The sequence below is a fragment of the Lactonifactor longoviformis DSM 17459 genome (assembly GCF_900129135.1).
Classification (GTDB): Bacteria; Bacillota; Clostridia; order Lachnospirales; family Lachnospiraceae; genus Lactonifactor; species Lactonifactor longoviformis.
In genome coordinates this window covers 1-12,011 of record NZ_FQVI01000052.1, presented here as the reverse complement: position 1 = coordinate 12,011, position 12,011 = coordinate 1, and the positions used below count along the sequence as shown (strand labels likewise).

Sequence of the window (12,011 nt, the reverse complement as noted above, 5' to 3'; positions counted from 1 at the left end):
TCACTCCTGCGGAATCGTCCGCGGAACTTAAGCCTCCCTCCCGCCCAACCCAGCCATCCCACCGCCGCGGGATTCCTCTCACCTGGATATAGGGAAGTTCCAGAGGGTAAATTTATCAGAGGGGGAATGATATCATTCATATAGGATATGACTGTAATGTAGCCAGAAAGTATAGAAGTGATAACGGTAACCGGTTTGGATGTTTATCCAAAACATTGAGCGATCATAAATGATGAATAATATGAAAAGTGTACAACATTCGACCTTCCCCACCCGTTTTCCGTGAATGTGAAGTGAGTCTCTGCCAGGATATAGGAGGGAGCACCGGGGAGACAGGGTCAGGGGAGCGGAGCCTCGAGCTGACCTGCCCTTATACTCCGGCCCCTGGCCCTGTCTCCCCGGTGCTCCCTCCTATATCCGTCCGTCTGCGATGCGCTCGCCGACTACATAACTCCGAACTCCACATACAAAAAACTATAATTTGTAATATTTCCCATCCCCCCCGCTTAAACTAATAGTAGAAAGCATATCTAGGAGATAACCATGGCCCGGAAGTTAGCAGTTCTTCTTTCAATTCTTACTATTTTTTTCAGTATCTCTCCTGCCCTTGTATTAGCTGAAACTGCTGAGACGGAAAGCGGGGAGCTGATTACAGCACCCCACGCGGTTTTAATGGAGGCGAGTACAGGGACGATTATTTATGAGAAGGATAAGGATACCCAGGTTAGCCCCGCCAGTATTACCAAGATTATGACACTGATTCTCATATTTGACGAATTAGAGAAGGGAACCTTACATATGGAGGATGAGGTTGTTACCAGTGCCCATGCAAAATCAATGGGCGGTTCCCAGGTGTTCTTGGAGGAGGGGGAAAAACAGACGGTGGAAACTATGATAAAGTGTATCGTAGTAGCCTCGGGAAATGACGCCAGTGTTGCTATGGCAGAACACATTGCCGGCAGTGAGAGCGAATTTGTAAAGAGGATGAACGAAAGAGCAAAAGGATTAGGAATGGAAAATACAAATTTTGAAGATTGCTGCGGTCTCACAGAGTCTTCCAATCATTATACAACGGCAAATGATGTGGCTTTGATGTCCAGGGAATTAATTACCAAATATCCGAAGATTTTGGACTATTCCTCTATATGGATGGAAGATATAACACATGTGACTGCCCAGGGGACAAAGGAATTCTGCCTTACGAATACAAATAAACTGGTAAGGGGATATGACGGCTGTGTAGGCCTGAAAACAGGAAGCACAAGCATAGCAAAATACTGTGTGTCGGCTGTGGCAAAACGTGATGGAATTACGCTGATCAGTGTGGTGATGACAGCTCCGGACTATAAAGTTCGTTTTAAGGATGCAGCAGCTATGCTGAATCTGGGCTTTGGCAGCTGCAATATGTACACGGATGAGAATAAGGATGAGTTAAAGCCTGTAACAGTAAAGAAATCTATAGACGGGGAAGCCCAATGTCAATACCAGGGACCATTTCAGTATCTGGATACCAAAGGGCAGTCATTTGATAAGATAGAAAAGAAAATTAAGCTGAAAAAAGAAGTGACGGCTCCGGTAAAAAAGGGAGATAAAGCGGGAACCGCGGAGTATTATCTGGACGGAGAAAAGATAGGATCTGTTGACATTGTATTTAAAACAGATGTGGAAAAATCGAATTATTTTGATTATATCAAAAAATCTGTTCAGGATTGGCTGGTAGCAGAATCGTCATAAAATTTTAAAAAAAGCAGAATATATAAAGAGAAACTTCTCTTTGCATATTCTGCTTTTTGGTTGGTAAAGATTCTCAAAATTGCGCCGGAGGAAAAAGTAGTGTATAGTAAGAGTAAAATTCATGGAAAAGGAATAGAAATTATCAGTGAAGAAGTTTATAACAGCGGAGTATGAATTTAGTTCCCCAAAAGTCAAAGAACTGTTGAAGTTTCTTATGATAAGCGACCTGCACAATGTTTGTTTCGGGGAGAACAATGCGGTCCTGGTGAAAAAGATATACCAGGAGAACCCGGACGGTATTCTGATAGGGGGAGATTTGCTTATAGGTAAGCCAGGGGCATCCGTTTTGCCTGCCTTATCCTTTTTGAGACAGGCTGTGGGATGCTGCCCGGTCTACTACGGGCTGGGAAATCATGAGTACAGAATGAAGATTAATCCGGAACAGTATGAACATCAGTATCAGAGATATGAAAGAGAGCTGGAAAAGGCCGGGGTGATTCTCCTGGAAAATCAGCATATCCCTCTGAAAAGCAAAAAAACATCTGTCAATATTTACGGACTGGAACTCCCAATGAAGTATTACGACAGAAAGAGGAGACACGGCCTGTCTCAGCGGGAACTGAAACTGCTGCTGGGCAAACCAGAGGAGAATGCCTATAATATTCTTCTTGCACATAATCCCAGGTTTACAGATGCTTACCTGGATTGGGGAGCAGACCTTACATTGTCCGGACACTACCATGGGGGAATGGTGCGGCTTCCGTTTACGAACGGACTAATCAGCCCGTATATGACGCTGTTTCCCAAGTACTGTCATGGATTATTTACAAAAGAGGGAAAATATGCGGTGGTCAGCGCGGGAATGGGGGAACATACCATTCCCCTCAGAATCTTTAACCCCAGAGAAATGCTTGTAATTATACTGAAGCCGGAAGAGTAGTATGGACTTTTCCCTGTAAATGTTGTAAAATTAGCTTCGAATGTCTGGAAATGAAGGCAGGTGCGGTAAAGACGCCCTGCTGACCGCAGGAAATGAGGGTTAATATGGGAATTCCCGTCAAACTGCAGGTGTTCGAGGGTCCGTTGGATCTTTTGCTTCACCTGATTGAAAAGAATAAAGTGAACATTTACGATATTCCCATTGTGGAAATTACAGAGCAGTATCTTGAGTACATCCGCAGAATGCAGGAAGAGGATTTGAATGTCATGAGCGAATTTATGGTTATGGCAGCTACTCTCATCTCAATAAAATGCAGAATGCTCCTTCCCCGGGAGATAAACGAAGAGGGGGAGGAAGAGGATCCCAGGGATGAACTGGTACAGCAGCTGCTGGAATATAAGATGTATAAATATATGTCTTATGAGCTGAAAGACAGAATGGCAGAAGCTGCACGTTCCATTTATAAAAAGCCAACGATCCCGGAAGAGGTGCTGGAATACAGAGAGCCTGTGGATCCCTCACAGCTTCTCGAAGGAGTTACCTTGGCTCAGCTGAATAAAATATTTAAATCTATCATTCGCCGTCAGGAGGACAAGCTGGATCCCATCCGAAGCAAGTTCGGAAAAATTGAGAGGGAAGAGGTCAGTCTCCCGGATAAAATGGACTATGTGGAGGCATATGCCAGTACCCATAAGAAGTTCAGCTTCCGAAATCTGCTGCAGAAGCAGGCAAGCAAGACACAGATTGTGGTTACCTTTCTGGCTATTCTGGAGCTGATGAAGACCGGGAAGATTTGGATTAGCCAGGAGCGGCTTTTTGATGATATCTATATAGAAACATTGTAAGAAAAGAGGAAGGCAGATGGAGATAAAGCATATAGAGGGTGCCATTGAAGCCCTGCTTTTTGCTGCGGGAGAGGCAGTTGAGATAACAAAAATTGCCAATGCCATTGAACATGATACAGATACCACCAGAAAAATTATCCGGAATATGATGCTTCGTTATGAGGAAGAAAGTCACGGAATTAAAATTATTGAGCTGGAAAATTCCTTTCAGATGTGCACGAAACAGGAATATTATGACTATCTGGTGCGGCTGGCTCTGCAGCCTAAAAAAGCCGTCCTTACGGATGTTATGCTGGAAACCCTGTCGATTATCGCATATAAACAGCCGGTAACAAAGCAGGAAATTGAAAAAATCAGAGGGGTAAAAAGCGATCACGCAGTGAATAAGCTGGTGGAATACCGCCTGGTGAAGGAGCTGGGAAGACTGGACGCACCGGGACGCCCCATTCTGTTTGGTACCACAGAAGAATTTTTGAGAAATTTTGGCGTTCAGGGACTGGACGACCTGCCGATTTTGGATCCGGTGCAGCTGGAAGACTTTAAGGCAGAGGCTGAGGAGGAAGTACAGCTGAAGCTGGATATATAAAAGGAGAAAATTTATGCCAACAACATATACCCATGATTTATTTGGAAAGGAAGTTTTCAAGCGGCTTCCTGATAACCTGAAAGACGTAATAAGAAAATCTAAGAGCTTGTATCTCATCGGCCTGCACGGACCGGACATCTTTTTTTACTATAAACCTTTCAGCAAAAATAAAGTCAACAGGACGGCTATGGAAGTGCATGAGAAAATAGCAGCATCATTTTTTCAGAGAGGGATTAAAAAGGTACAGGAAAAGCCCTCAGATAAAATGATGTCCTATCTCCTGGGCTTTGCCTGCCATTATATTCTGGACAGTGCCTGCCACCCTTATATATGGGAATATCAGAGAATCACAGGGGTGTCACATGCGGAGATTGAGACAGAACTGGACAGAATGTTCATGGAGCAGGAGCAGAAAAATCCATTTACCTACCACCCGGCTGTGTCCATCTGCCCCACCCGGAAGGGAAATGAAATTATCAGTTCCCTGTTTCCGGCCATCCGCCCGGAGGAGGTTTGGGAGTCCCTGAGAGGGATGAAGTTCTATACTGGTATTTTAGTATGCAGAACAGAATGCAAAAGGAAGCTGCTTCTTTTTCTTTTAAAAGTTCTGGGGTGCTATGATTCCATGGAGGGTCAGGTTATGAGGAAGCATAAGAACCCACAGTGTGAAGCATCCAATGAAGAGCTGATTGTCATGTACCAGAAGGCAGTTGATGAGGCCGCGGAAGCCCTGGGGAACCTCTATGAGTGCATGATGGGAAGAGAAGAACTCAGTGAACGCTTTTACCGCAACTTTGAATAGAGTATGGAGAAAGAAAAGGACAATAGCATGGATAAAATGAGCAGGTTGGAAAAGCAGTGGATTTTGTACGATGTAGGAAATTCCGCCTTTGTAATGCTGTGCACCACAATCATTCCTATTTATTTTAAAAATCTTGCTTCTCAGGCTGGAATTTCACTGGCGGATTCTACCGCATATTTAAGCTATGCTCTGTCAGTCTGTACCGTGCTGGTTGCAGTGATGGGACCGGTATTCGGCACCCTGGCGGATACCCGTAATTATAAAAAGCCCTTGTTTGCAGCATTTTTTATACTTGGTGTTATCGGCTGCCTGAGTCTGATGATTCCTAAACAGTGGCTGGCTTTTTTAATTGTTCTTGTAATCGCAAAGGCAAGCTATAATATGAGTCTTATATTTTACGACTCTATGCTGATCGATATCACTACAGACGAGCGGATGGATGTAGTCTCTTCCCATGGGTATGCCTGGGGATATATCGGCAGCTGTATCCCCTTTGTCGCTTCACTTCTCCTGATACTTGGAGCTGATGCAATCGGGATCTCGGGGGTTACGGCCACTATGATCGCATTTGCCATTACAGGCGCCTGGTGGTTTTTTGTAACACTTCCTCTTCTGAAGAATTATCAGCAGACGCATTGGGTTGAGGTATCTGATACCCCTGTGCGGGATAGTTTCGTCAGGCTGGGAAATGTATTGACGCATATCGGCAAAAATAAAAAGGTTTTATTTTTTCTCATTGCATTTTTCTTTTATATTGATGGAGTATATACTATTATCGATCTTGCAACCTCCTATGGAAAAGATGTGGGAATCAGCGATACGCATCTGCTTTTGGCCCTGCTTTTAACACAGGTTGTGGCGTTCCCCTGTTCCATATTGTTTGCGAGGTTTTCCAAGCGGTTTAAAAGCGAGAATCTGATCATGATCGCTATTCTGGGGTATCTGGGGATTGCATTGTTCGCCCTGCAGCTGGATAAGGCATGGGAGTTCTGGTTTCTGGCGGTGTGCGTAGCGGTATTCCAGGGGGCCATTCAGGCACTGTCCCGTTCTTATTTTGCAAAGATAATTCCGAAGGAGAAGTCCAGCGAATATTTTGGGTTTTATGATATTTTTGGCAAGGGGGCAGCTTTTATGGGGACCATGCTTATGGGAATATCCACACAGCTGAGCGGAAGCTCTAAAACAGGGGTATTCATGCTGGCACTGATGTTTGTGGTTGGACTCATTGCATTTCGCAAGACGACAAAAATAGAAGGGTGAGGTGATGGTATGAACCCAGGATGTACCGTATTGCTATACAATATTACAGATCCCGGACGAAAACAGAAAATAAAATTTATCTGTGTCCGTCTGGGGGCTAAAATTATAACAGTGGAACCTGCAGAGTATCTTCAGCCGGTGGGCGCCCTGGCCAAGATTCCGGGTATGGAGAAAGGTGCAGAAGCCTACGAAGGGCCGGGGTTTTCGGAGGAAATGATGCTATTGAAAGGATTTACAGACGGGCAGCTGAACGATCTGCTGCGTGCATTTCGGAGAGAACGACTGGATAAGGTAAATCTGAAGGCTGTGCTGACGGATACGAACAGAGAATGGAATTCTCTGGAGCTGTATGAAGAATTAAAGAGAGAACATGAAAAGATGAGTGGTGATCCCGGTCAGGCTTAAGGCTGGGGACACACTCATTTTTTTAACTTTGTCTGCATATAGTTTTATATAATGCTTTGAGCGAGGAGTCTATGAAGAGACTTTTTTTTGTATGGATTACAATACTTACATTGACGGCAGGAGTGTTTAAAACTGTTCCTGTCTATGCGGAAGGCACAGAAGATACGGTAGAGGAGCCTTCAGGACTATATGCGGTTTCTGCTGTGCTGATGGACGGAGACTCCGGACGTGTTCTATTTGAAAAGAACGGCTATGAGGCAAAACCAATGGCGAGCACAACAAAGATCATGACCTGTATTGTGGCTCTGGAACAAGGAAATATGGAGGACACAGTAACGGCTTCCGCCTATGCTGCCTCTCAGCCGAAAGTACATCTTGGAGTAAGGGAGGGCCAGCAGTTCCGGCTGGGGGATCTTCTGTATTCGCTGATGCTGGAATCCCACAATGATGCAGCTGTCCTTATTGCAGAGCATATCGGGGGATCTGTGGAAGGATTTGCGGATTTGATGAACCAAAAGGCCCGGGAGCTTGGATGCAGAGATACCTACTTTATCACACCCAATGGCTTGGATGCTTCTAAAACACTGGAGGAGACGGATGCAGAGGGCCAGGTAACCAGTGTGCAGAAGGTACATTCCACAACAGCGGCGGATTTGGCCCGGATTATGAAATACTGCATTACTGAGTCTCCCAAAAAAGAGGAGTTTCTGGAGGTGACCAGAACGGCATCTTACAGCTTCTCGGATCTGGAGGGGAAAAGTTCTTATAGCTGTAACAATCATAATGCGTTCCTCTCTATGATGGATGGTGCCTTGTCCGGGAAAACCGGATTTACGGCAAAAGCAGGCTACTGTTATGTAGGAGCGCTTAACCGGGACGGCAAGACATTCATCGTAGCCCTTCTGGCCTGCGGATGGCCGAATAATAAAGGGTATAAATGGAGTGACACGAAGAAGCTGATGACTTACGGACTGGATAATTACTCATATCAAAATGTTCTGGACCAGGATAAAGAGATGCAGGATGTATTTGTAAAAGATGGAATATCCTCTGCGGGGGAAATGTCCCAAAAAGCGTACGTGCCGGTTTCTGTAGATATGGAGGGAGACGAAAGTCTAACTATGCTTCTTCGGAGGGATGAGCAGGTGGACATTATCTATGATATTCCCAAATCATTGACTGCACCTGTGAAAGAGCATCAGACAGTGGGAAGTGTTCAGTATAAGCTGAATGGAGAGGTGATAAAGGAGTATCCTATCGTTGCGTCTAAGTCAGTGGGAGAATTAGATTTCCAGTGGTGCTTTGGGAAGGTGGGGGAGAAATTCCTGCTGGGCTTTTAGGGCGTTGCAAGCTTGTCTGTCCCATTCCAATGTGCTATAGTAGAAAAAAAGTACCAGCAGAAATGACATGGAAAAGAGGAGAGACAGATGAAAAGGATAGGCTTTATAGGAATCGGTGTTATGGGCAAAGGGATGGCGCGCAATTTGATGAAGGCCGGCTATGAGCTTACTGTTTACACCAGAACAAAGGAGAAGGCAGCAGAATTGATCCGGGAGGGGGCCCAGTGGAGGGATACTATTGCGGAGTGTGTCAGGGAGCAGGAGGCAGTGATTACTATGGTGGGATATCCCAAAGATGTGGAAGAGGTTTATTTCTCAGAGGGAGGTATTATTGCCAATGCTGCCAAAGGGACATATCTTATTGACATGACCACCACCAGCCCCAAACTGTCCGTGCGGATCAATAGGGAGGCTGTCAGACGAGGCCTTAAAGCCTTGGATGCACCCGTATCCGGAGGGGACGTTGGCGCTGCAGATGGGACACTCTCCATCATGGCCGGAGGAACCAGAGAGGATTTTGAGGCGTGTGAAGAGCTGTTTCGGGCTATGGGAAAGACCATCCACTATGAGGGAACGGCAGGCAGCGGACAGCATACTAAGATGGCAAATCAGATTGCCTTAGGAGGGGCATTGGCAGGCGTGTGTGAGGCCCTTGCGTATGGAAAGGCGGCAGGCCTTGATCTGCAGGTAATGCTGGACAGCATCAGCCAGGGGGCAGCGGGAAGCTGGCAGATGAGCAACATAGCTCCCAAGATTTTAAGTGACGATTTCCAGCCTGGATTTTTTATGAAGCATTATATTAAGGATATGAAGATTGCAGTAGAAGAGGGGAAGGACAGGGCGGTTTCCATGCCTGTTCTGGAAGAAATTTTGAATATGTATGAGCAGCTGTCGCAAAAAGGAATGGAGGATCTGGGAACGCAGGCTTTGATTCATTATTATGAAAAATAAATCACGGCAAAAGGAGGCTTTACCGGCAAGGGAGAGCCTCCTTTTTATGGGCGGGCGGCTACTCCTGAAATGTCCGGAGGGCCTGAATGGTTCTCTCCATCAGCTCATCAAGGGTCCATCCCAGCATATCGGCACCCTGCTGAATTACTTCTCTGGAGCAGCCGGCTGCAAATTTGGGGGTTTTGAATTTCTTTTTTACGGATTTTACTTCCAGGTCCTGTACACTGTGTGAAGGGCGCATCCTTACAACAGCTCCAATGAGACCTGTAAGTTCATCTGTGGCAAATAATATTTTTTCCATTTCATGCTCAGGTTTGATATCTACGGTGATTCCGTATCCATGGCTTGCGGCGGCACGGATAATTGCGGGATCTATCTTTCGCTCTGCCATAATTTCCTGAGATTTGGTACAGTGTTCCTGAGGGAACTGCTCGAAATCCAGATCGTGAAGAAGACCTACAATGCCCCAGAACTCCTCTTCCTGGGCATACCCCAACTCTCTTGCAAAATACCGCATTACATTTTCTACTATCTGCGCGTGTTCCAGATGGAACTCTTCCTGGTTATATTCGGTCAGAAGATTCCATGCTTCTTCTCGTGTCATGATAATGAATCCCTCCTTTGGTCAATACTTATAATAGGAATATGATATCACAAAGGAAGGGGAAAGACAAATTGACACGGAAGAAAGATAATATTACAATACATGTTAGTTACTGTTCATACACTGCTGTCCCGGACAGCCAGACACCATCCAGGAGGGGAATAGAATGGAGCAGAATAAAAAGATTTCGCCGAAGCAGGCAGCAGCAATTATAATAATCGCGGCGGTTCTGGTTCTGGGAGGAATCCTAGGGTTCTTCCTGTATCAAAACAGTAAAATTGAGACGCCGGAAATGAGACTGAAACAGTATTTTCAGTTTGCCAATGACAAAGAGTATGAAAAAATGTATCAGATGCTCTCAGAAGACAGCCGGAGTACAATTTCTGAGGAAGCATTTATAGAAAAGAATCAGAATTTTTACGGAAGCATGGAGGCAAACCAGATCAAGATTTCTATTGCAGAGGATGACAAATCCAATTCTAAGAGAGAAAGTGCCCGGACACTTTCCTATCAGCTCACCATGAGTACGCTGGCGGGGGAGCTTTCCTTTGAGAACAGCGCTATCTTATCTAAAAATAAGGATAAGATGTATATGCTGAACTGGTCGGTACAGGATCTGCATCCTCATTTGAAAGAAGGAGAAGAGATAAAAGCAGAGACAAGTTATCCCAAACGGGGTAATATATACGACAGAAATGGGGTAATGCTGGCAGGTGAGGGAACCGCATCTTCAGTTGGAATTGTCCCTGGGAAACTACCGGAAGACAGGGAGGGAGCAATTGCTCAGATTGCAGAGTACCTGGATGTCAGCAAAGAGAAGATCGAAACCGCTTTAAGCGCAAACTGGGTGAAAGACGATTTATTTGTACCAATCCGCACTGTGGCCAAGACCGAGGAGGCGCTGAAGGCTCAGCTTCTCACAATTCCAGGCGTCAAGATATCAGATACAACCGTGCGGTATTATCCCTTAGGGCAGTCGGCTGCTCAGGTTGTGGGGTATACGCAGAATATCACAGCGGAGGAACTGGAAGAACATGCCGGTGAAGGCTATACCGCCACCAGCCAGATTGGGAAAGGCGGCATTGAAAAGGTCTGTGAAAAACAGCTTCATGGCACCACAGGGTGTAAAGTATCTATTGTGGACAGCGATGGAAATGAGAAATTTGTAATTGTGGAGCAAAAAGGGGAGGACGGAAAGGACATTACGCTGACAATAGATTCCATCCTTCAGTCGCAGATGTACCGGCAGCTGGCTGAAGATAAAGGCTGGGGTGCTGCAATGAACCCGAAAACCGGGGAAGTATTGGCATTGGTGAGCACGCCGGCTTATAATCCCAATGATTTTGTGATGGGCTATACCAGCAAAGCGTGGGAGGAATTGAATAATGACGCGTCAAAGCCCCTGTACAACCGCTGCCGATCTACCTGGGCGCCTGGGTCTGTATTCAAACCCATCGTGGCGGCTTTGGGTCTGACCCAGGGAGCGCTGACAGCCGGCACAGAGGCAGTGTACGAGGGACTGCAGTGGCAGAAGGACAGCAGCTGGGGAAATTATTACGTTACCACCCTGACGGACTACAGTCCGAAAAATCTGGAAAATGCCCTTATCTACTCTGACAATATTTATTTTGCCCAGGCAGCCCTTGATATGGGAACGGAGAATTTCCAGAAGGGGCTTGATTCTGTGGGATTTAATGAACCCGTTCCATTTACTATGGAGTACAAACCCTCAACGTATGGGGAAGACGGAAAGATACAAAGTGAGACAGAACTGGCTGACAGCGGATACGGACAAGGAAAAATACTAGTCAATCCCCTTCACCTGGCGGTAATGTATTCTGCCTTTGTCAACGACGGAAGTATGATAACTCCTTATCTGATAAAAGAGGAAGGAGAGAAAACGGGCTACTGGAAAGAAAACGTATTTACCAAAGAAGCGGCGGAAACAGTATGGAATGATATGGTTCAGGTGGTCGATCATCCGGACGGGACCGGGCATGAAGCCATGATCGAAGGAAAAACCATAGCAGGCAAGACCGGTACAGCAGAGATCAAGGCTTCCAAGGAAGATACCACCGGTACAGAGCTGGGCTACTTTATGGGGATTCGTGACGGGGATGAGAATTCCTGTCTGCTCATAGGAATGATGGTGGAAGATGTGAAAGACAGGGGAGGCAGCCACTATGTAGTGCCTAAGGTGAGGGAATGTTTTGCAAACTATAAATAAAAAGGGACAGGGCAGTTCTATTTTGGGACACCCTGAGGGGCTGTGAAAAAATGGAGTTGCTCTAACTCCATTTTTTCAGCCCCTCTTTATTTTGTGGAAAGCGTAAGAAAAAAGCAGTAAAAAGCGCATAATCCCCCTTACCCCAACAAACGTGCGCTCTTTCTTCTTTAAGCCACTTCCCGGAGTCTCATCTGCTTATTATAGATTTTATAGAGATTATGGCCGATAGAAACAAGAAATATCTCTACTCTTACCGAATCCAGTCCTCTTCTTACAATTCGCTTATACCTTCGGTCGTATTTGATGATTCCAAATGT

At 45.7% G+C, this 12,011-nt stretch carries 12 protein-coding genes; 10 read left to right on the top strand and 2 right to left on the bottom strand.

Annotated features, from left to right (window positions below):
• The first annotated feature begins 543 nt into the window (after nt 1-543).
• From BUA56_RS21915 to BUA56_RS21875, 9 genes are all read left to right on the top strand, one after another.
• Entirely contained in the window at nt 544-1,734 is a 1,191-nt protein-coding gene (locus BUA56_RS21915; protein ID WP_072854884.1) for a D-alanyl-D-alanine carboxypeptidase family protein, read from the top strand.
• Between the two features lie 145 nt (nt 1,735-1,879).
• On the top strand, nt 1,880-2,674 hold the full coding sequence (locus BUA56_RS21910; RefSeq protein WP_072854883.1) for a metallophosphoesterase: 795 nt from the start codon (nt 1,880-1,882) through the stop codon (nt 2,672-2,674).
• A 92-nt stretch (nt 2,675-2,766) separates the two neighbouring features.
• Nucleotides 2,767-3,519 (top strand): segregation and condensation protein A, encoded by a 753-nt coding sequence (locus BUA56_RS21905; protein WP_341443533.1) that lies wholly within the window; start codon nt 2,767-2,769, stop codon nt 3,517-3,519.
• Between the two features lie 16 nt (nt 3,520-3,535).
• Nucleotides 3,536-4,105, top strand: coding sequence for an SMC-Scp complex subunit ScpB (scpB, locus tag BUA56_RS21900; protein WP_072854881.1), 570 nt, complete (start codon nt 3,536-3,538; stop codon nt 4,103-4,105).
• A gap of 13 nt (nt 4,106-4,118) precedes the next feature.
• Entirely contained in the window at nt 4,119-4,907 is a 789-nt protein-coding gene (locus tag BUA56_RS21895; protein ID WP_072854880.1) for a zinc dependent phospholipase C family protein, read from the top strand.
• Nucleotides 4,908-4,943: 36 nt separating this feature from the next.
• Nucleotides 4,944-6,167, top strand: a complete 1,224-nt coding sequence (locus tag BUA56_RS21890) for an MFS transporter (protein WP_341443534.1) — start codon at nt 4,944-4,946, stop codon at nt 6,165-6,167.
• A 9-nt stretch (nt 6,168-6,176) separates the two neighbouring features.
• Entirely contained in the window at nt 6,177-6,572 is a 396-nt protein-coding gene (locus BUA56_RS21885) for a DUF3783 domain-containing protein (protein WP_072854878.1), read from the top strand.
• Nucleotides 6,573-6,643: 71 nt separating this feature from the next.
• Nucleotides 6,644-7,912 carry a D-alanyl-D-alanine carboxypeptidase family protein gene (locus BUA56_RS21880; protein WP_072854877.1) on the top strand — a complete coding sequence of 423 codons (1,269 nt, stop codon included), beginning with the start codon at nt 6,644-6,646 and terminating at the stop codon, nt 7,910-7,912.
• An 87-nt stretch (nt 7,913-7,999) separates the two neighbouring features.
• Nucleotides 8,000-8,863 carry an NAD(P)-dependent oxidoreductase gene (locus BUA56_RS21875; protein ID WP_072854876.1) on the top strand — a complete coding sequence of 288 codons (864 nt, stop codon included), beginning with the start codon at nt 8,000-8,002 and terminating at the stop codon, nt 8,861-8,863.
• Nucleotides 8,864-8,921: 58 nt separating this feature from the next.
• On the opposite strand, the gene BUA56_RS21870 is transcribed toward BUA56_RS21875, so the two are convergent.
• Nucleotides 8,922-9,467 carry a hydrolase gene (locus BUA56_RS21870; RefSeq protein WP_072854875.1) on the bottom strand — a complete coding sequence of 182 codons (546 nt, stop codon included), beginning with the start codon at nt 9,465-9,467 and terminating at the stop codon, nt 8,922-8,924.
• Nucleotides 9,468-9,633: 166 nt separating this feature from the next.
• On the opposite strand from BUA56_RS21870, the gene BUA56_RS21865 reads away from it, so the two are divergent.
• Nucleotides 9,634-11,694, top strand: coding sequence for a penicillin-binding transpeptidase domain-containing protein (locus BUA56_RS21865; protein WP_072854874.1), 2,061 nt, complete (start codon nt 9,634-9,636; stop codon nt 11,692-11,694).
• A 167-nt stretch (nt 11,695-11,861) separates the two neighbouring features.
• Here BUA56_RS21865 and BUA56_RS23810 read toward each other — a convergent pair whose 3' ends face one another.
• Nucleotides 11,862-11,999, bottom strand: a complete 138-nt coding sequence (locus tag BUA56_RS23810) for a transposase (RefSeq protein WP_278320884.1) — start codon at nt 11,997-11,999, stop codon at nt 11,862-11,864.
• Nucleotides 12,000-12,011: the final 12 nt, after the last annotated feature.

Bases quoted from the DNA above. Each gene is read 5' to 3' on its own strand.
- BUA56_RS21870 (WP_072854875.1), bottom strand. From the start codon at position 9,467: ATGACACGAGAAGAAGCATGGAATCTTCTGACCGAATATAACCAGGAA.
- BUA56_RS21915 (WP_072854884.1), top strand. From the start codon at position 544: ATGGCCCGGAAGTTAGCAGTTCTTCTTTCAATTCTTACTATTTTTTTC.
- BUA56_RS21895 (WP_072854880.1), top strand. From the start codon at position 4,119: ATGCCAACAACATATACCCATGATTTATTTGGAAAGGAAGTTTTCAAG.
- BUA56_RS21880 (WP_072854877.1), top strand. From the start codon at position 6,644: ATGAAGAGACTTTTTTTTGTATGGATTACAATACTTACATTGACGGCA.
- BUA56_RS21905 (WP_341443533.1), top strand. From the start codon at position 2,767: ATGAGGGTTAATATGGGAATTCCCGTCAAACTGCAGGTGTTCGAGGGT.
- BUA56_RS21890 (WP_341443534.1), top strand. From the start codon at position 4,944: ATGAGCAGGTTGGAAAAGCAGTGGATTTTGTACGATGTAGGAAATTCC.
- BUA56_RS21875 (WP_072854876.1), top strand. From the start codon at position 8,000: ATGAAAAGGATAGGCTTTATAGGAATCGGTGTTATGGGCAAAGGGATG.
- scpB (WP_072854881.1), top strand. From the start codon at position 3,536: ATGGAGATAAAGCATATAGAGGGTGCCATTGAAGCCCTGCTTTTTGCT.
- BUA56_RS21865 (WP_072854874.1), top strand. From the start codon at position 9,634: ATGGAGCAGAATAAAAAGATTTCGCCGAAGCAGGCAGCAGCAATTATA.
- BUA56_RS21885 (WP_072854878.1), top strand. From the start codon at position 6,177: ATGAACCCAGGATGTACCGTATTGCTATACAATATTACAGATCCCGGA.